The organism is Lentzea flava (assembly GCF_014648475.1).
Lineage (GTDB): Bacteria > Actinomycetota > Actinomycetes > Mycobacteriales > Pseudonocardiaceae > Lentzea > Lentzea flava.
On sequence record NZ_BMRE01000043.1, the window covers coordinates 59,966 to 78,753 of the forward strand.

General features: G+C 68.7%; 19 protein-coding genes. 7 read left to right on the plus strand and 12 right to left on the minus strand.

What is annotated here, in order from left to right:
- Positions 1-31: 31 nt before the first annotated feature.
- From pqqB to pqqA, 5 genes are all read right to left on the minus strand, one after another.
- Entirely contained in the window at positions 32-913 is an 882-nt protein-coding gene (pqqB, locus tag IEZ09_RS34545; protein WP_189258005.1) for a pyrroloquinoline quinone biosynthesis protein PqqB, read from the minus strand.
- Entirely contained in the window at positions 910-1,989 is a 1,080-nt protein-coding gene (gene pqqE, locus IEZ09_RS34550) for a pyrroloquinoline quinone biosynthesis protein PqqE (RefSeq protein ID WP_189258006.1), read from the minus strand. The genes pqqB and pqqE overlap by 4 nt, the downstream gene beginning before the upstream one ends.
- Entirely contained in the window at positions 1,982-2,260 is a 279-nt protein-coding gene (pqqD, locus tag IEZ09_RS34555; protein WP_189258007.1) for a pyrroloquinoline quinone biosynthesis peptide chaperone PqqD, read from the minus strand. Before pqqD ends, pqqE begins: the two co-directional genes overlap by 8 nt.
- A complete protein-coding gene (gene pqqC / locus IEZ09_RS34560) occupies positions 2,257-2,952 on the minus strand; it encodes a pyrroloquinoline-quinone synthase PqqC (protein ID WP_189258008.1) in 696 nt (231 codons plus the stop codon). Before pqqC ends, pqqD begins: the two co-directional genes overlap by 4 nt.
- Positions 2,953-3,040: 88 nt before the next feature.
- Positions 3,041-3,163: a pyrroloquinoline quinone precursor peptide PqqA gene (pqqA, locus tag IEZ09_RS34565; protein WP_189258009.1), complete on the minus strand. Its 123-nt coding sequence runs from the start codon at positions 3,161-3,163 to the stop codon at positions 3,041-3,043.
- Positions 3,164-3,411: 248 nt separating this feature from the next.
- Between pqqA and IEZ09_RS34570 the strand changes: the two genes are divergently transcribed.
- Both IEZ09_RS34570 and IEZ09_RS34575 read left to right on the plus strand, forming a co-directional pair.
- A complete protein-coding gene (locus IEZ09_RS34570; protein ID WP_189258010.1) occupies positions 3,412-4,404 on the plus strand; it encodes a PQQ-dependent sugar dehydrogenase in 993 nt (330 codons plus the stop codon).
- A 173-nt stretch (positions 4,405-4,577) separates the two neighbouring features.
- Complete coding sequence (locus IEZ09_RS34575) at positions 4,578-5,612, plus strand: PQQ-dependent sugar dehydrogenase (RefSeq protein WP_189258011.1); 1,035 nt, start codon at positions 4,578-4,580, stop codon at positions 5,610-5,612.
- A 44-nt stretch (positions 5,613-5,656) separates the two neighbouring features.
- Here IEZ09_RS34575 and IEZ09_RS34580 read toward each other — a convergent pair whose 3' ends face one another.
- The 3 genes from IEZ09_RS34580 to IEZ09_RS34590 all read right to left on the minus strand — a co-directional run bounded on the left by IEZ09_RS34580 (position 5,657) and on the right by IEZ09_RS34590 (position 8,940).
- Positions 5,657-6,763 carry a polysaccharide deacetylase family protein gene (locus IEZ09_RS34580; protein WP_229813229.1) on the minus strand — a complete coding sequence of 369 codons (1,107 nt, stop codon included), beginning with the start codon at positions 6,761-6,763 and terminating at the stop codon, positions 5,657-5,659.
- A gap of 99 nt (positions 6,764-6,862) precedes the next feature.
- Positions 6,863-7,567, minus strand: coding sequence for a class F sortase (locus tag IEZ09_RS34585; protein ID WP_189258013.1), 705 nt, complete (start codon positions 7,565-7,567; stop codon positions 6,863-6,865).
- Positions 7,552-8,940 carry an MSCRAMM family protein gene (locus IEZ09_RS34590; RefSeq protein WP_189258014.1) on the minus strand — a complete coding sequence of 463 codons (1,389 nt, stop codon included), beginning with the start codon at positions 8,938-8,940 and terminating at the stop codon, positions 7,552-7,554. Before IEZ09_RS34590 ends, IEZ09_RS34585 begins: the two co-directional genes overlap by 16 nt.
- Positions 8,941-9,258: 318 nt before the next feature.
- On the opposite strand from IEZ09_RS34590, the gene IEZ09_RS34595 reads away from it, so the two are divergent.
- A complete protein-coding gene (locus tag IEZ09_RS34595) occupies positions 9,259-10,062 on the plus strand; it encodes a Bax inhibitor-1/YccA family protein (RefSeq protein ID WP_189258015.1) in 804 nt (267 codons plus the stop codon).
- A gap of 64 nt (positions 10,063-10,126) precedes the next feature.
- On the opposite strand, the gene IEZ09_RS34600 is transcribed toward IEZ09_RS34595, so the two are convergent.
- The 3 genes from IEZ09_RS34600 to IEZ09_RS34610 all read right to left on the minus strand — a co-directional run bounded on the left by IEZ09_RS34600 (position 10,127) and on the right by IEZ09_RS34610 (position 12,681).
- Positions 10,127-10,336 carry a hypothetical protein gene (locus IEZ09_RS34600; protein WP_189258016.1) on the minus strand — a complete coding sequence of 70 codons (210 nt, stop codon included), beginning with the start codon at positions 10,334-10,336 and terminating at the stop codon, positions 10,127-10,129.
- Positions 10,337-10,496: 160 nt separating this feature from the next.
- Positions 10,497-11,717 carry an acetyl-CoA C-acetyltransferase gene (locus tag IEZ09_RS34605; RefSeq protein ID WP_189258017.1) on the minus strand — a complete coding sequence of 407 codons (1,221 nt, stop codon included), beginning with the start codon at positions 11,715-11,717 and terminating at the stop codon, positions 10,497-10,499.
- Between the two features lie 91 nt (positions 11,718-11,808).
- Positions 11,809-12,681: an SGNH/GDSL hydrolase family protein gene (locus IEZ09_RS34610; protein WP_189258018.1), complete on the minus strand. Its 873-nt coding sequence runs from the start codon at positions 12,679-12,681 to the stop codon at positions 11,809-11,811.
- 118 nt (positions 12,682-12,799) lie between these two features.
- Between IEZ09_RS34610 and IEZ09_RS34615 the strand changes: the two genes are divergently transcribed.
- The 3 genes from IEZ09_RS34615 to IEZ09_RS34625 all read left to right on the plus strand — a co-directional run bounded on the left by IEZ09_RS34615 (position 12,800) and on the right by IEZ09_RS34625 (position 16,677).
- A complete protein-coding gene (locus tag IEZ09_RS34615; RefSeq protein ID WP_189258019.1) occupies positions 12,800-14,170 on the plus strand; it encodes a cystathionine beta-synthase in 1,371 nt (456 codons plus the stop codon).
- Positions 14,171-14,258: 88 nt separating this feature from the next.
- The gene (locus IEZ09_RS34620) at positions 14,259-15,365 is read left to right on the plus strand and encodes an RDD family protein (RefSeq protein WP_189258020.1); all 1,107 of its coding nucleotides are present in this window, start codon (positions 14,259-14,261) and stop codon (positions 15,363-15,365) included.
- A 166-nt stretch (positions 15,366-15,531) separates the two neighbouring features.
- Positions 15,532-16,677 (plus strand): cystathionine gamma-synthase, encoded by a 1,146-nt coding sequence (locus IEZ09_RS34625; protein ID WP_229813230.1) that lies wholly within the window; start codon positions 15,532-15,534, stop codon positions 16,675-16,677.
- A gap of 59 nt (positions 16,678-16,736) precedes the next feature.
- On the opposite strand, the gene IEZ09_RS34630 is transcribed toward IEZ09_RS34625, so the two are convergent.
- On the minus strand, positions 16,737-17,819 hold the full coding sequence (locus tag IEZ09_RS34630) for a DUF418 domain-containing protein (RefSeq protein WP_189258022.1): 1,083 nt from the start codon (positions 17,817-17,819) through the stop codon (positions 16,737-16,739).
- A 154-nt stretch (positions 17,820-17,973) separates the two neighbouring features.
- Between IEZ09_RS34630 and IEZ09_RS34635 the strand changes: the two genes are divergently transcribed.
- Positions 17,974-18,705, plus strand: a complete 732-nt coding sequence (locus IEZ09_RS34635) for a TetR/AcrR family transcriptional regulator (protein ID WP_189258023.1) — start codon at positions 17,974-17,976, stop codon at positions 18,703-18,705.
- The last annotated feature ends 83 nt before the right edge of the window (positions 18,706-18,788 follow it).

An 18,788-nucleotide genomic window follows, 5' to 3' on the forward strand; every position in this document is an offset into this window, starting at 1 on the left:
GTGGAGTGAGTTTGCTCGAAAGGGTGACGAATCAGAGCTCGATGACGGTGCCGTCCAGTGGCACTTCGACCCCCGCCTCGCGCAGTTCCGCCGACTCCGCGGACTCCGGGTCCAGCACCGGGTTGGTGTTGTTGAGGTGCGTGTAGATGCGCCGCACCTCGGGAAATCGCCGCAGCTCCTGCAGGCTGTGCGTGATCGGCAGATGGCCCATCGCGGCCTGGCCGGACGAGCTGCCGGTCGCCGACCCCATCTCGGACGCCGCGTAGAACGTGCCGTCGAGCAGCACGCAGTCCGCCCCCGCCACCACGTCGTCGAAGCCCGCCGGCCACGACGCCAGGCACGGCGCGTAGACCAGCACGCCACCCGTGGCCGGGTCGGTGAACCGGTACGCGACCACCCAATGACCATCCACAGTGGACGATCGGGCGTACTTCGGCTTCTTGCCGCTGATCGGGACCGCTGTCACCTGGAGACCGCCGAGGTCGAACGACTCGTCCGCCGCCACCTGCCGCCACGCCAGAGGCGCGTAGCCGTCGATCACCGTGCGGAGGTCGAACTGGTCCCGCAACGCGTGCAGCACGGGGCCGGGCGCCCACACCGTCAGCCCGGCTCCGCCGCGCAACGTCAGCAGTCCCAGCGTGTGGTCCAGCTCGGCGTCGGTGAACAACGCACCGCGGATCGGTGTGTCCCGTGGACCGGGACCGGGGTTCAGCAGTGAACACGCGGCGATCTGCGTGCGGATGTCCGGCGACGCGTTGACCAGCCACCAGTCGGTGCCGTTGCCGCTGATCGCCAGGCAGTCCTGCGAACGCGCCGGCAACTCGCCGGAACGGGCCCGCACGCACAGGGCGCACGCGCAGTTCCACTGCGGAAAACCGCCACCGGCCGTGGTGCCGAGCAGAACAGCCTTCAACTCATCTTCCTCATGGCCATCGCGGGCACCTCGGCTGGCGCCATCTCGGTCTCCAGGATCAGGTCCACAGTGGACCGCTCCGGCGACAGAGTGCACACCGGGTCGGTGTTGGCGGCATCGCCGGTGAGCTGGAACGCCTGGCACCGGCACCCGCCGAAGTCGATCTCCTTGCGCGGGCACGAGCGGCACGGGTCCCTCATCCACTCGAAGCCGCGGAAGGCGTTGAAGGACGGCGAGTTGTGCCAGATGTCGTGCAACGACGACTCCCGCACGTTCTCGATCTTCAGCGACGAGATCACCGTGGCGGCCGGGCAGGGGAGCACGTCACCGTTCGGCGCCACGGTCAGCTGCCGCGCACCCCACCCGTACATGCAGGGCTTGGGATGGGCCTCGTGGTAGTCGGCGATGACGTAGACGATCTCCATCCGCCCGCGCAGGCGTTCCTGCGCCGCGGCGACGATCGGGTCGGCGTGGGCGAGCTGCTCACGGGTGGGCAGCAGGACCGCCCGGTTGCGCAGGGCCCAGCCGTAGTACTGGGTGTTGGCGAGCTCCAGCCGTTCGGCGCCCATCTCCTCGGCCATCGCGATGATCCCGGCGATGTTGTCGAGGTTCTGCCGGTGCAGCACGGTGTTGACGGTGAGCGGCAGGCCTTCCTCGCGGATGTGCGCCGCCGCCTGCACCTTCCGGTCGAACGCCTTGATGCCCGCGATCCTGTCGTTGCCGGCGCGGGTCGCGTCCTGCAACGAGAGCTGCACGTGGTCGACACCGCGCGAAGCCAGCTCCCGCAACCGTTCCCGGGAAAGCCCCACTCCCGACGTGACCAGGTTGACGTAGCAGCCGAGGCTGTTCGCGTGCGTCACCAGTTCGGGCAGGTCCGGGCGCAGCAACGGTTCTCCGCCGGACAGGTGGATCTGCAGTGCTCCCAGCGATCGCGCCTGGTCGAACACCCGGCGCCACGACTCGGTGTCCAGCTCGGCGTCGCGGCGGACCAGCTCGACGGGGTTCGAGCAGTAGCCGCACTGCAACGGGCACCGGTGCGTCAGCTCGGCCAGGAGACCGAACGGAGCCTCAGCCATCGACGTCCACCACCCTCCGCCCCACGAGCCGCGCCACCAGCTCGGCGACGTCCTCGGGCTGCACACCCGCGTAGAGATCACCCAGTGCCAGCGCGATGTCCCCGACCGACCGGACCCCGTCGCACAAGGACACGACGGAAGCGGCGGTCTCGTTCAGCACGAGCACACCCTCGGGGAACAGGACGACGTGCGCCTCGCGGATCTGGTCGTAGGTGCACTTCACGCCGCGCCGGATGCGCGGCACGGCGTCGAGCGCGACGACAGTCGTCACGGCTTTCCCTTGCCCGAGTAGTAGTCGACGGCGTCCAGCACGGCCCGCAGCACGTCGCACTTGAACGCCAGCGCGGCGACGGCGGCCTCCTGCTGGGCGCGGGTGCGCGAGTGCTCGACCACGATGTCCAAAGTGGCCCGTCCCTCACCGGCGACCGCCTGGATGCGGTTGGTGAAGTAGGCGAAGCCCTCCTCGGCGATCCACGGGTACTGCTCCCGCAACGCCGCCAGACGCCTGCGCATCAAGGCACCCGAGAACATCTCGGTGAGGCCGGAGGCGATCGCCTCCACCCACGGCTTGGTGCGCGCGAAGTTCACGTAGGCGTCGACGGCGAACCGCGTGCCGGGCAGCACGTGCCGTTCGTCGAGCACCTCTTCCCGCGTCAGCCCGACGGCTTCCGCGAGGCGGATCCAGTTCTCGGCGCCGCCCTCGCCGGGTTTCGTCCCGTCGTGCCAGATGATCCGCTCACGCCACTGCCTGCGGATGTCCGGCACCGGGCAGTTGGAGAGGATCGCGGCGTCCTTCTGCGCGATGCAGCGCTGGTAGTACCAGCGGTTCGCGGCCCACGCCTGCAGCTCGTGCTTGCTCAGCTGACCCGCGTGCATGCGCAGGTGGAACGGGTGGCTGTCCCAGTAGCGGGGCGCGAGGGCGCGGAGCTCGGCGACGAACTCCTCGGGGGCAAGGGCGGTCATGGCTTCAGACTCCTCGGTCTGCCAGGAAAAGACGCGGGGACCGGGGTTCCCGGCAGGAGAGGCGGGAACCCCGGCGCGAAGCCTGACGTCAGCTGCGGGCCGCGTAGGCGGTGACCTCCATCGGCGTCTGGAAGTCGCGGAAGTCGGGCTTGACCCACTCGCGCTTGACCTCGGGAAGCTTCTGCTCGGCAGTGGTGACGACAACGTTCATGGCGCAACTCCTCGGGTCTCCGGCCGGCGTGCCCCAATTGCCGGGGCGCGCGGCACTTTCCGTGGGGCGCGGCGGCGAACCACACGTTATGTCGTTCGAGTGGCCGAGGTCCAGACCGTACATAAAGTTACCTAAAGTCATCGGAGGGGTGACCCGATTGGCGGATGCATCCCCGACTACACACCGTGGTTGTATCTGGAGGCCCCCACGCCGTCGCCGCACGACGCGAAAGTTGAGGGGTCAACCCAATGGGTGCTCGTCGAAGTGCGTACGTCGGCGTCCTCGCGCTCGCGGTCGGGCTGTCCAGCAGCCCGCTGGCGTCCGCGGCGGAGAGCGAAGTCGGCACGATGGCCGTCAAAACGATCGCCACCGGCCTCAAGCAGGCCTGGAGCATCGACTTCCTGCCGGACGGCACCGGCATCTTCACGCAGAAGGACGCCAAGACCGTCTCCACCATCACCAAGGACGGCAAGGTCACCAAGGTCGGTGACATCCCCGGCGTCTCGGTGACGAAGGAAGCGGGCCTGCTGGGCATCGCGGTGTCGCCCACGTACGCGGCTGACAAGACGCTCTTCCTCTACTACACCACCGGTTCCGACAACCGGATCGCCACGTGGAAGATCGGTGACGCGGCCCCGAAGCCCATTGTCACCGGCATCCCGCGCGGTTCGCAGTTCCACCACGGTGGCCGCATCAAGTTCGGTCCGGACGGCTTCCTCTACGCGGGTACCGGTGACGGCCAGAACGGCAACAACGCGCAGAACAAGAACTCCCTGGGCGGCAAGGTCCTGCGGATGACCAAGGACGGCAAACCCGCGCCGGGCAACCCGTTCAACTCGCTCGTCTACTCCTACGGCCACCGCAACGTGCAGGGCCTGACCTGGCTCGGCAGCCAGCTCTACGTGTCCGACATCGGCGCCAGCAAGGTCGACGAGCTCAACAAGATCGACGCCGGCAAGAACTACGGCTGGCCGACCTGCGAAGGCTCCTGCAACACCGCCGGCATGACCAACCCGGTGAAGCAATGGCCGACCTCGTCAGCGACCCCGTCCGGCCTCACCACCTACAAGGGCCACTTCTACATGGCCTCGCTCAAGGGCGGCACGTACAAGCTCACCGCCAACGGCGAGGGCGGCAAGATCTACACCAACCTCGGCCGCACCCGTGACGAGGTCGCGGGCCCCGACGGCTCACTGTGGGTGATCACGCCGGGCGGCATCCACATCGCCGACGGCAGCTGACTCGGCTACCTGGCGTAGTCGGAGGACGGTCCTCGCCTCACCCACTCGGAGGCGAGGGCCGCTCCGAAACATCCGATCACTGTTGTGGGTTAATTCGATCTGTGATTGGGTAAACACGCCCTGCAACGCCGCCGCCGCAGCCCAATCACGAGCGGACCCGAAGGAGAGCACACATGCGTGCTCGTCGTATCGCAGCCGCGGCAGCCTGCACTGCTGTGGCCGCAACCCTCTGCGTCATGCCGGCGTCGGCCCAGGACGGCCCGTCGGCGCTCGCCGAGAGGACTCTCGCCACGAAGCTGGACATCCCGTGGGACATCGAGTTCCTGCCGGACGGCAGCGGGATCTTCACCGAGCGGGACACCCGCAAGATCAAGAAGATCAAGGGCACCACCGTGACCGAACTGGACACCGTGGAGCAGGCGCAGACGACCGGTGGTGAAGGCGGACTCCTCGGCCTCGCCGTGTCGAAGACGTTCGCGACCGACAACTCCGTCTTCATCTACTACTCGACGGCCAGCGACAACCGCATCGCCAAGCTCAAGCTGGGCGGTACCCCGCAGGTGATCGTGAGCGGGATTCCCAAGAACCGCTACCACAACGGCGGCGGTCTCGAGTTCGGCCCGGACGGCTACCTGTGGGCCACCACGGGCGACGGCCAGAACACGAACAACGCGCAGAACTGGAACTCGTTGGGCGGCAAGGTCCTCCGCTTCGACACGGCGGGCAAGCCCGCCGCCGGCAACCCTCGTTCCGGCAGCATCGTGTACTCGATCGGCCACCGCAACGTCCAGGGCATCACGTGGGTCGGCAACACCGCGTACGCCACCGAGTTCGGCAACAGCAAGACCGACGAGCTCAACAGGATCGAGGCAGGCAAGAACTACGGCTGGCCGACCTGTGAGGGCAACTGCAACACCGCGGGCATGACCAACCCGGTCAAGACGTGGAGCACCAGCCAGGCCGGTCCGGCCGGCATCGCCTTCTACAAGAACGCGCTGTACATCGGAGCGGTCACCGGCAAGCGCGTGTGGAAGATCCCGGTGAACGGCACGTCGCTCGGCACCCCGCAGGCGGTGTTCACGGGCTACGGCCGCGTGCGCGCGGTGGCTCCGGCACCGGACGGCACGCTGTGGCTCGGAACGTCCAACCAGGACAACAACGGCTCGCCGGGTGCGAACGACGACCGGATCATCTCGACCGACGGCTGACCACCCGATCGAGTGCTGCCGTCAGCAAACACGGGTGGGTGACGTTAGTTGCGTGCTGCGGGCATCCGGCGGAGCTGGTCCAGCACCGCCGGGTCCTGCAGCTGCATCCACTGGATCACCTCGGTGTAGGTGGCGCACACCGTCTCCGGCTTGTCGCACACGTACTCGAGGAACTGCTCCATCGCGTTGGAGAACGCCGAGCCGTTCCACTCGTTGAAGTGGTTGCCGATCACGAGCGGCGCGCGGTTGCCGTTCAACGCGGCCTGGTGCACCGACTTGTACGTGTCGAAGACGATCTGGGCGAACTCGGGGGAGCGCCAGGGTTCGTCCTTGGCACCGTTGAGCGAGTACCAGAGGTTGAAGTCCATCATGACGACCTGCTTGCCCAGCGCCGGGACCCGCACCTCGGGCATCGGGAACTCGTACAGTCCGTTTTGGACGGTCGGCCACTGCACGCCCAGCGCGACCTTGCTGGTGTCGTAGACCAGGCCGTGCGCGGCCATCGCGGGGAAAGCCTGGTCCCAGTTGCCCTCCAGGCACGGCGTCCGTCCACCCCGGACGGCATCGGCGGGCAGCTTGAACCCGGCGGCACGCGCCTTGTCCACGATCTGCTTGAACTGGGCGAGCTCGTCGTTCCAGGCCTTGTTGTCCCACTTGTCGACCGACGGCTGGGTGCCGCCGGAGCAGAAGTGGCCGTTGTAGTGCGTGCCGATCTCGTGGCCGTCGTCGATCACCTGGTTCAGGTAGCCGATCCTGGCCGCGATGTCCTGGGGCGTGCCGCCGAACGAGATGTCGGAGACACCGCGCTTGAGGCCGGCCGGCGGCTGGTACTGCATCTTGTCCTGGTCGGACAGCATGTACACGCCGGAGAGCAGACCGGTGACGTGTGCGTTCTTCCGCTTCGCGATCGGCAGGACCTTGTCCCAGTGCTGCTTGGACACCGCGCCGTCGAAGGAGAACAGCACGAACTGCGGTGGCTTCTCACCCGGCGCGAGCTTGTGCATCCACGGCTGCTTCTGCACCTGCTCCGGGGTCGGCGCGGGCACCGTCGGCGTCGGGCCGACGTCCTTGGGGGCCGGGAGCCGCGGTGCCATCGGCAGGGGACCGGAGTCCGCCTGGTTCTGCTCGTCCTTGGTCGGACCGAGAGTCATCACCAGTACGAGGGCCAGCGCAAGCGCCACGCCCGTGGTCAACCATCCCCAGCGCTTCACACTCAAGAAGACGACTGGTCACCCGGACGGGTTGCTTCGTCACCCAACGGGTTCGGCGATCACCACGCGGTTCGCCTCGTAGCCCTGCTGCCCGCCGATCCACGTGCCACCGCAGGTGACGAGCACCAGCCGGTGCGGGCCGCGCGGGCCGAAGAACTCGACGGCGCGGGCGGGCAGCTCTTCCTTGCGGACCGTCTCGATCTGCTTGATGCGGAACCGGAACTCCTTGCCCGCGCTGTCGGTGATCACGACCTCGCGGCCGTTCTGCGCCTGCCACAGCTCGGCGAAGGGACCCTTGGCGCCCTTCCAGTCGACGTGCCCGGCGAGGACCGTCGCGCCTTCCTGCCCGGCCAGCTCGGTGCCCCACCAGGTGGCCTCGCCGATGCCGTCGGGAACGGGCAGCACGCCGTCCTTCACCTCGCGGCGCACGAGCGTGGCGGTGCCGCCCGCGGGCAGCCGGACCGAGCCGGGGCCGGCCTTGGGCGGTGCGGGTTGTTGCTGGGTGGGGTCGGCGGGCTTGGCGCCCACCGTGTTCGCCCCGCCGACCAGTCCGGTGAGGTCGGCGCCGCGGCCGGTGCTGAAGCTGTCGGCGACCGGGCCCGGCCCCACCACCGGGATCGCGTCCGCGATCGCGTGTCCGGTGAGGACCTCCGTCTCGGACGTGGTGACCAGCACGCTGGTGGCGGCGACGCCCGCCACCAGCACGCCGGTCAGAAACGCCTTGGGACTCACTGCCTGCGCCACACCAGGAAGCCTGCCAGCGCCGCGCCGAGCAGCACCAGGCCACCCACCGCGAGCATCAGACCCGGACGCAGCTGCGTGTCGAACGACGCGGTCGCGACGGGCGTCCCGCCGTCCTGACCGGCCGGGATCGTGCTGGGCACGACCGGCTTGTTGGGCTTGTTCACCAGCTCGAGCGCGAGCGTCTGTCCTGCCGCGACGGTGCCGCACGCGGCAGGCGGCGCCTTCGGGTCGAAGAACTCCTCGTACCCCTTCGGCGCGGCCACCTCGACCAGGCAGATCTCCTGCGGGGTGCGCAGGTCCGGCACGGTCACCGTGCCGTCCGAACCGGTCTGCAGCACCAGCGGCTTGCCGTCGGTGCCGACCAGGTCGGTGTCGTCCTGCTTCTTCGCGGGGCTCGTCTGGTCCTTGGCCGTGACGCGCAGCGCGACGCCCGCGATGGCCTTCTTGGTCTCGGAGTCGATCTTCGTGATCTTCACCGCGCCGGGTGCGGTCTTGGCCTGCCCGCTGGCGTTGGAGCTGAGCTTCTTCTCACCGCCGGTGGTGACCATGCGCTGCATGTTGTCCGTCGGGATCGGCTGGTGCACGACCGGCTTGTCCGCGGGGGAGTCGGAGTTCACCGTGATCGACGGCTTCGGGCCGGTCGGGACGACCTTGATCGAGACCGCGTTGCCGTCAGCGTCCGTCGTGACCTTGCCGCCGACGCTGCCGTCGACCAGCGTGGCGTCGTTGAGCGTGAACTCGATCGGGGCGTTCGGCACGCCCTTGCCGTTCGCCTTGACGAGCGACGCGGTCCAGCTCGACTCGGTGCCGATGATCAGCGGTTCCTTCGGCGCGGTGACGCTGAGCGTCCACGGGCCGCGGTTGGCCTCGGCGTCGGCCTTCAGGCGCGCGACGGCGTCCATGACCGACGGCGGCAGTTTCGAGGCGTAGAAGGCGGAGTCGTAGGCGAGGAACCTCTGGTCGTCCGTGTCGAGGCGCACGGCTCCGTCGACCGGGGAGGTCCAGGTGTGCAGCAGGTGTGCGAGCGCGGCGGCCTCGTCGGCGGACTTGGTCGTGGAGTAGCGCAGCAGGAGGTAGGAGATGTTCGCCGCGATGTCGGGCTGCAGCTCCTTGCCCGCCTTCGTGCGCAGCTGGTCGCCTTCCCGGTAAGGCGTGTTGCTGTCCGGCGCGGGCAGTGCGTACTGCACGCACCACACGTGCTTGTCCTGCCAGATGTATGAGCCGTGCCACTCGCTGCCCGGCACGGCGTGGGGCTGACGTTCTGACGCGTTGTGACCGATGCCCTTGACGCCGACTGCTGTCGCCGTCGTGGGTGAGGTCAGGAGCGCGAGGCCCGAGACCACCGCCACGGCGGCCAGACGTTTCCAGCCCATTTTGGATCTTGATCCCCTCTGACCTGTGGTATCACCGCGTGCGAGCTTGTCGGTACCCCACATCGGCGACAAGCCGCCACGAGGGGGAAGTGTGTCGTCACTCTGGGTGTGAACGTGATTGGAATGTGACGGGCCTTACTCGGTTTGTGAGTGACACGCCGCGACACGCCGTAGTCTCACTACGCTCCGGAGTTAGCGCAGTATTTGCGCACGTGTGATCGTCGTCAGGGGTAAAGTCGCCTTTACCGACGGGGAACCTGGCACCGAGCGTGCTCGTTGTACCCGTGACGGCGTAAAGCAACGCCCCAGGAGGACCAGGTGCGCTCCAGCAGCAACCCGGCTTTCCGTAACCTGCCGACCGGCGGCGGGTACGGAGGCTATGCCGGCTTCGGTCAGCCCGAAGCCGGCTACCAGCAGGCTCCGCCGCCGCTGACCAGCGAGCGGCCCATGACGATCGACGACGTCGTCACCAAGACCGGCATCACGCTGGCAGTGGTGGCCGTCACGGCCGTCGTCACGTACCTCATGCAGGCGTGGTTCCTGCTGTTCCCGGCCGCGATCATCGGTCTGGTGCTCGGCCTGATCATCTCGTTCAAGCGAGTCCCGAGCCCGCCGCTCGTCATCGCCTACGCCGCCGTCGAGGGCATCTTCCTCGGCGCGTTCAGCGGGATCATCGGCTCGATGATCGACCGCTGGACCGGTAACCCGGGCCAGGGTGTCGTGGTCATCGGCCAGGCCATCATCGGCACGATCGGCGTCTTCGCCGGCATGCTCGTGGTCTACAAGACCGGCGCGATCCGCGTCACGCCGAAGTTCACCAAGTGGATCACCGGCGCGATCATCGGCGTCGCCGTCCTGATGCTGTTCAACCTGATCATGAGCTTCTTCACCGACGGCGGCCTCGGCCTCCGCAACGGTGGCACGCTCGCGATCATCTTCAGCCTCGTCTGCATCGGGCTCGCGGCGTTCAGCTTCCTGATCGACTTCGACGCCGCGGACCAGGCGATCCGGGCCGGTGTGCCGGCCAAGTTCGCGTGGCAGATCGCGTTCGGTCTCACGGTCACCCTGGTGTGGCTGTACACCGAGATCCTGCGCCTGCTGTCGTACTTCAACTCGGACTGACAGCCGGGGTTCTCGTTTCGGAGGGCGCTTCGCTTCGGCGGGGCGCCCTCCGGCGTTTCCGGCGTCAGGCCCGCCAGCGCACGTCTGGCAGTTCGGTGCCCACCTTGATCAGGCAGGTCGTGCAGAGAGCGCCCACCTGGTCACGCGACACCCGCTCACCGGGCACCGAGTGTTCGCAGACGGCCTCGTAAAAGCTGCGGGGACCATCGGCTTGGTCGAGGGAGAAAGCATGGCATTGCAGGTCGTATTCGCTTTGCCACCACACGTACGGCATGTCCGGCCCTCCTAACTCATCGGTAGGGACGGACTCCCCCTCGCCGGATGACGCCGTTGCGCGACGAATTACGTCATCGGCAGAAAGGTGGCAGGCAAGTAGCTCCGTTCGGGTGAAGCGGAGCTACTTGCAGCCGTCAATTTGCAGATCTTGAGAAATCTCAGCTCAGGCGCTCGATCACCATCGCCATGCCCTGACCGCCGCCGACGCACATGGTTTCGAGACCGAACTGCTTGTCGTGGAACTGCAGGGAATTGATCAAGGTCGTGGTGATGCGCGCACCGGTCATGCCGAACGGGTGACCGACGGCGATGGCGCCACCATTCACGTTCAGGCGGTCCAAATCGATTCCGAGGTCCTGGTAGGACGGAATGACCTGAGCCGCGAACGCCTCGTTGATCTCCACGAGGTCGATGTCGGAGATCGACAGTCCGGCCAGCGCCAGAGCGCGCTTCGAGGCCTCGACCGGGCCGAGGCCCATGATCTCCGGAGAAAGGCCGGAGACGCCCGTCGAGACGATGCGGGCGAGCGGGGTGATGCCGAGCTCGCGCGCCTTCGTGTCGGACATGATCACGAGGGCCGCGGCGCCGTCGTTCAGCGGGCAGCAGTTGCCGGCGTTCACCCGGCCGTCGGGGCGGAACACGGGCTTCAGCTGGGAAACGGCCTCGTACGTCACGCCGGCGCGCGGGCCGTCGTCGGTGGAGACCACGGTGCCGTCCGGCAGCGTCACCGGCGTGATCTCGCGGGCCCAGAAGCCGTCCGCGATCGCCTTCTCCGCGAGGTTCTGCGAGCGGACGCCGAACTCGTCCATCTCCTGCCGCGAGATTCCCTTCAGCAGGGCCAGGTTCTCGGCGGTCTGGCCCATCGGGATGTAGATGTCCGGCACGACGTCGAGCGTGCGCGGGTCCACCCACTCCGAGGCACCGGACGCGGCGACGGACGCCGTGCGGGCCTCCGCGTCACCGAAGATCGGGTTGTGCGTGTCGGGCCACGAGTCGGAGCTGCCCTTCGCGAACCGCGAGACGGTCTCGACACCGGCCGAGATGAACACGTCGCCCTCGCCCGCCTTGATGGCGTGCAGGGCCATGCGCGTGGTCTGCAGCGACGAGGCGCAGTACCGGGTGACGGTCGTGCCGGGCAGCGAGTCCTGGCCGAGCAGCACGGCCACGACGCGCGCCATGTTGAAGCCCTGCTCGCCGCCGGGCAGGCCGCAGCCGAGCATCAGGTCGTCGATCTGGGCGGGGTCGAGCTGGGGGACCTTGTCGAGCGCTGCTCGCACCATCTGCGCGGCCAGGTCGTCCGGCCGCACGTCCTTCAGCGAGCCCTTGCCCGCGCGGCCGATGGGGGAGCGGGCAGCGGAGACGATCACGGCCTCAGGCATCACGAAACTCCTCGTTGAGAGTCAAGGTTGCGCCTGAGCGTAGTTAACGCCCGCTCACCCCGGCCAGCGCACGTGACGCGAATTTCGAAACTCACGCGTGCCGTCTTTGCGGCCACCACGGCACGCGCGACGGCCGGACCGCGAGAGCCGCCGCCGACCGCAGCGGCAACGCGGGTGCGACCCAGCCCGGCCACAGTCCCGCCACCTGGCACAACGGCGCGAGCAGCACGCCGGCCGCCGCCTCGTAGCCGACGGCGCTGGGATGAAAGCGGTCGGAGCTGAACATGTCGGCGTGCCGCGCCATGAACTCCGGCGCCAGCAGGTTCCCCAACGACACCGGCACGCCTCCCGCCCGCTTCACCTCGACGGTCTGCGCCGCCGCCAGCCGCAGGCTGTACTGGTGCCCGACGAACCGCAGCGGCTGCGGAATCGGCCGCACGGTCCCGAGATCGGGGCACGTGCCGACGACGACACCGCACCTGGCGGCGCGCAGCCTGCGGACCTGCTCGCCCAGCAGCGCGGCGGACTCGCGCACCCCCAGCCGGGACGTCACGTCGTTCGCGCCGATGACGACCAGTGCAACCTGGGGTGCGTCCCGGACGGCCGCGTCGACCTGCGCCACCAGGTCCCGCGTGGTCGAGCCGCTGACGGCGTAGGTCGACAGGCGCACCGGCCGTCCCGCCTCCTCGGCCAGCGCCTGGGCCAGCAGCACGCCCGGCATCTGCGAGGGATGCGTCACACCGACGCCCACCGCCATCGAGTCGCCGAGCACGGCGAACCGCAGCGGGTCCCTGCCGTCGTCGAGGTAGACGCCGTCGGGCGCGGGCCACAGGTGTTCCAGCACGCCGATGGCGATCCGGGCACGTCTGCCCTGCTCGCTCAGCAACCCGACGAGCGCGCCGGAGAGCCCGCCGAGCGTCGCGGCGGTCATGGCCACCGCTCGCAGCGTCCTCAGTCCGATCATCCGCAACACCCCCTTTCCACTGAAATCGTCAGCAGCGCTGTTCGAATTAACCTCCGCGGCCACTAGAGCTAGGCTTCGTTTCGCTGTCTCGGAGAGTGGGAGTGGGGAGTAGATACCGGTGGAGTACGTCGAGCACGTCGTCGATCTGGTCGGCAACACGCCGCTGGTGAAGCTCAACTCCCTGACCTCGGGGATCAAGGCCACCGTGCTGGCCAAGGTCGAGTACCTGAACCCCGGCGGGAGCGTGAAGGACCGCATCGCGCTGCGCATGGTGGAGGCGGCCGAGCGCTCAGGTGAGCTGCAGCCCGGCGGCACGATCGTCGAGCCGACCTCGGGCAACACCGGAGTCGGACTCGCGCTGGTCGCCCAGCGCAAGGGCTACAAGTGCGTGTTCGTCTGCCCGGACAAGGTCAGCGAGGACAAGCGCAACGTCCTGAAGGCCTACGGCGCCGAGGTCGTGGTGTGCCCGACCGCCGTCGCGCCGGAGCACCCGGACTCCTACTACAACGTCTCGGACCGGCTGGTCCGCGAGATCCCCGGCGCGTGGAAGCCCAACCAGTACGCGAACCCGGAGAACCCGGCGAGCCACTACCACCAGACCGGTCCCGAGATCTGGCGCCAGACCGAGGGCAGGATCACGCACTTCGTCGCGGGCGTCGGCACCGGCGGCACGATCTCCGGCACCGGCCGCTACCTCAAGGAGGTCTCGAACGGCGCCGTGCAGATCATCGGCGCGGACCCGGAGGGCTCGGTCTACTCGGGCGGCACCGGCCGTCCGTACCTGGTCGAGGGCGTCGGCGAGGACTTCTGGCCGGAGACCTACGACAAGACCATCTGCGACCAGATCGTCGAGGTCTCCGACGCGGACTCGTTCGACATCACGCGCCGCCTCGCCCGTGAGGAAGGCCTGCTGGTCGGCGGTTCGTGCGGCATGGCGGCCGCTGCCGCGCTGCGCGTCGCGAAGGACCTGCCGGAGGACGCCGTCGTCGTCGTGCTGCTGCCGGACGGTGGCCGCGGCTACCTCTCGAAGGTCTTCAACGACCGCTGGATGGCCTCCTACGGCTTCCTCCCGCCGGACTCGACCGGTGCGACCGTCGGCGACGTGCTGCGCCGCAAGGGCGGCAAGTTGCCCGACCTGGTCCACGCGCACCCGAACGAGACCGTCGGTGACGCGGTCGCGATCCTGCGCGAGTTCGGCGTCTCGCAGATGCCCGTCGTCAACGCCGAGCCCCCGGTCATGGCCGCCGAGGTCGCCGGTGCCGTCAACGAGCGCGACCTGCTCGACGCGTTGTTCACCGGCAAGGCGCAGCTCTCGGACCGCCTCGACAAGCACATGGGCGCCCCGCTGCCCACGCTCGGCGCCGGCGAACCCGTCGGTGTCGCGATGAACGCGCTGTCGAGTGCCGACGGCGCGCTCGTGCTGGAGGACGGAAAGCCCGCCGGAGTGGTCACCCGGCAGGACATTCTGGGGTTCTTGGCTGGTCGCTGAGCGTGGAAGCGGGTGCGTCCGATAGCGTGACGCCCCAGATCAACCAGTCTTACTCACACACGGCCCAGCCAAGGGGGTTGGAAACCGGATGAACGCTCCGCAGCCGCCAGGAAACCAGTTCGGCGGTCAGCCGCAGCAGGAGCAGCCCAACGCGGACGCGACGCAGATCGTCCCGGGAGGTGGGCAGCCCTCTGCGGCAAACCCGAACCCGGACGCGACGCAGGTCGTCTCGCCTGGTCAGACTCCTGCCGCACCGCAGCCGAACGCGGACGCCACCCAGGTCGTCAGCCCCGGACAGGTGCCGCCGGCAGCCCCCGGCTCCGGTGGCTTCCCTGCGCAGGGACCCGGCTCTGGCGGGTTCCCCGCTCAGCAGCCGCCCCCGTACGGCGCACCGCAGCCGCCGGCCTACGGCGCTCCGCAGCAGCAGCCCTACGGTGCTCCGCAGTCGAACCCGTACGGCCAGCCGCAGCAGCAGCAGCCCTACGGTCAGCCGCAGCAGCCGTACGGTGCTCCGCAGTCGAACCCGTACGGCCAGCCGGCCGCCGGTGCGTACGGTCAGCCCGGCTACGGCATGCCCGGCATGGCGCCGCCGCCTCCCACCGGTTACGCCGAGTGGGGTTCGCGCTTCGTCGCCGGCCTGATCGACTACGCGGCCCCGACCGTCGTCGCGTACATCATCTTCTTCGTGGTCGGCCTGATCGCCAGCTCCGCGGGATCCCCTGACGCCGCCGGCATCCTCGGCGTGGCCGGGTTCCTCGTCGGCTGGGGTGGTCTCCTCGGGTTCTACATCTGGAACTCGGTGGTCCGCCAGGGCTCGACGGGCCAGTCGCTCGGCAAGAAGGTCGCCAAGATCAAGCTGATCAAGGAGGAGACGCAGCAGCCGCCCGGCGGTGGCGTGGCGTTCCTCCGCCTGCTGATCAACTACGCCTTCGGCCTGGCGTGCGGCATCGGTTCGCTGATCAACTACCTGTCGCCGCTGTGGAACAAGCCGAAGAACGAGACCTACTCGGACAAGATCGTCGGCACCGTCGTGATCAACTGGCCGGAGACCGGTGGCTACCCCGGTACCGGCGGCTACGGCCAGCCGCAGCAGGGCTACGGGCAGCCGCAGACCGGTGGCTACCCGCAGCAGCCGCAGCAGGGTGGCTACGGCCAGCCGCCGCAGCAGGGCTACGGCCAGCAGCAGGGCTGGTAACCCCAACAGCCAACGATGAACGGCGCTTTTGTCCACTTCAGGTGGACAAAAGCGCCGTTCATCGTTTTTCCGCGGGGCCTTGTACTCCTCCTCGGCCGTGCGCGCATGTGAGTTCACCGGTTGGACTCATGCCGTCGACCGCCAGATGGGTGAGTACCCTTGGGTGATGAGCACCCCCTACGGCTTCGCGACCAGGGCGATCCACGCCGGCCAGGACCCGGACCCGACCACGGGTGCGGTGAACGTGCCCATCTACGCGACGTCGACCTACGCGCAGGACGGCGTGGGCGGGCTGCGCCAGGGCTTCGAGTACTCGCGCACCGGCAACCCGACCCGCCGCGCGCTGGAGACGGCCCTCGCCTCGCTGGAACGGGGCCGCTTCGGGCGCGCGTTCGCCTCCGGCATGGGCGCGACCGACGCGGCGCTGCGCACGTTCCTCAAGCCCGGCGACCACATCGTCATCCCGAACGACGCGTACGGCGGCACGTTCCGGCTGATCGACAAGGTCTTCTCGCAGTGGGGTGTCACCCACTCGCCTGCGCCGGTCACGGACATCGACGCGATCCGCGCCGCGGTGCGTCCCGAGACCAAGCTGGTGTGGATCGAGACGCCCACCAACCCGTTGCTGAACATCGGTGACATAGCCGCGATCGCCGAGGTGGCGCACGCCGCGGGCGCCAAGTTCGTCGTGGACAACACCTTCGCCTCGCCCGCGCTGCAGACGCCGCTCGAGCTCGGTGCGGACGTGGTGCTGCACTCGACCACGAAGTACGTCGGCGGTCACTCCGACGTGGTGGGTGGCGCGCTGATCACGTCCGACGAGGAGATCGACGCGGCGTTCGGCTTCCTGCAGAACGGCGCGGGCGCGGTGCCCGGCCCGTTCGACGCGTTCCTCACGTTGCGCGGCCTCAAGACCCTCGAGCTGCGCATGGAGAAGCACTCGGACAACGCCGAGCTCGTCGCCGAGGCCCTCGTGCGGCACCCGAAGGTCAAGAAGGTGCTGTACCCCGGCCTGGAGTCGCACCCGAACCACGAGGTGGCGGCCAAGCAGATGCGCCGGTTCGGCGGCATGGTGTCGTTCATCGTCGAGGGTGGCGAGGAGGCCGCGCTCGAGGTGTGCGCGCGGACCAAGCTGTTCACGCTGGCCGAGTCGCTGGGCGGCGTCGAGTCGCTGATCGAGCACCCCGGCAATATGACGCACGCCTCCACGGCGGGCTCGATGCTGGAGGTCCCTGCGGACCTGGTGCGCGTGTCGGTGGGCATCGAGTCCGGCGACGACCTGGTGGCCGACCTGCTCGACGCGCTGAGCTGAGCGCACGCGGGGACCTTTCGTACTCTCCGAGAGTGCGAAAGGTCCCCGCGTGCCGTTTTTCAGCGGTAGGTGAGCCGCCGGAGCAGCTTCTCCGCAGGTCCGGGACGGCCCAGGCGGTCCAGCCACGCGGCCAGCACGACGGTGGTGAGCCAGACGGCGGCAGCGATCACGGCCCCGGCGAACGAGGGCGTCGCGAAGGTGTCGCTCAGGTCGAGGGTGAACGGCAACAGGAGAACCAGCCAGGCGACGGACTGGAACAGGTAGCCGGACAACGAGCGCTGGCCGAGCGCCGCCAGTGCCCGCACCACACGTCCCTGCCGCACGTGCAACGTGACCAGGCCGAACAACGCGACGTAGCCGGGCCCGGCGAACATGCCGCTTCCCCCGTGCAGGTACGACATGAGCTCCGCGGTCGACTCGTCGACGTGCAGCCACCCGGCGGAGGCCAGCGCCATCGGCAGACCGCCCGCGACGGCGAGGCCGAGTCCGATCACCGCGGTCCACCGCAGCAGCGTCCGGTGCTCGGAGGGGTTCTCCAGCACGCGGCGACGTGCCGCCCACATGCCCAGCCAGGCGATGATGATCACCGGCAGGACGGTCAGGGTGTGCAGCGGCCACTCGCCGAGCCGGTCGAGCACGGACTGCGGGTAGCCGGTGGCCGCGAGCGAGTCGACGTGCTTCAGGTTCAGCGGGGCGGTTCCCGCTTCGCCGGAGAAGGCGACCACGGCGCCGAGGCCCACGATCTCCACGGTGGCGAGCCCCCACAGCCAGAGCACCGGCCTGTCGGTGCGGTTCAGCAGCACGAGGGTCATCACGATGCCGACCAGGCCGTACGCGCCGAGGAAGTCGCCGTAGTAGAGCAGCGCGGCATGGACGAACCCGAAGGCCACGAGCCATCCGTTGCGGCGCAGCAGCACGGACCGAACTGCCTCGGGTGACGCGCCGGCCGCCCGTTGCCGCCGCGCGAGCTGCACCAGGCCGTAGCCGAACATCACCGCGAAGACCGGATATCCGCGGGCGTGCAGCAACGTGAACATGATCAGGTTGAAGCCGCGGTCGGCTCCCTCCGGCGCCGGATCCGCGCCGGGCTCACCGGCGAACACCACTCCCGCCACGTTGGCGAGCGCGATGATCAACAACATCGCCCCTCTGGCGAGATCGGGTGCGAGCGCTCGTTCGGCTCGCTGAACCGGCCCTCTGACCGGCTGAAACTCAGTGTGGGTCGTCGTCACGTTAGTTTGTATATCAGAGATACTATGTCGCGTAAACAAATGCTGGTCGTGACAGGATGGGCGGGTGACCGATGTCGTTCCCGACGCTCTGCGCAGGCTGTGGGGCCTCGCCGAACCCTCACGGCTGGGCAGGCCCGCCGCGCTCGACCTGGGGCGGATCGTCAGCACCGCCGTCGAACTGGCCGACGCCGAGGGGCTCGCCGGCGTGACGTTGCCCAAGGTCGCGAAGGCGCTGGGCTTCACGCCGATGTCGCTGTACCGCTACGTCGGGTCGAAGGACGAGCTGCTCGTGCTGATGACCGACGCCGCGGTGGGAACACCCCCGCGGATCGATGAGCCGTCCTGGCGCGATGGCCTCACGCAGTGGGCATTCGCTCAATGGCAGCTGTACCGGCGCAGGCCGTGGCTGGCGCGGATGCCGCTCTCCGGCTCACCGTCGGGGCCCAACCAGATCGCGTGGATGGAGTCCGCGCTCGCGGTGCTGCGCGACACCGGCCTGGACTGGACGCGCAAGGTCGGCGTGCTGAACCTCGTCGGCGGCTACGTGCGGCACGCCGCGGTGCAGGCGGATGACCTCGCTGCGGCTCGGGTCCCCGGCGTGGACAAGGTGAACGCCGAACGCGACTACGGCCGCGCACTGGCCCAGCTCGTGGATCCCGAACGGTTCCCCGAGGTGGCGAAGCTGTTCGCGTCGGCGGTGTTCGAGGCACCCGTCGAGACCCCGGAGGACAACGACTTCACGATCGGCCTGGAGTTCATCCTCGACGGCATCGCAACCGCCGTCGCCCACCGCTGACCAGCACGATGAAGGGCTCCTTCATCCACCTCTTGGGTTCTAGGGATCGTTGCAACACCTGAGTTGTGCAGGGGTTGCAGTGT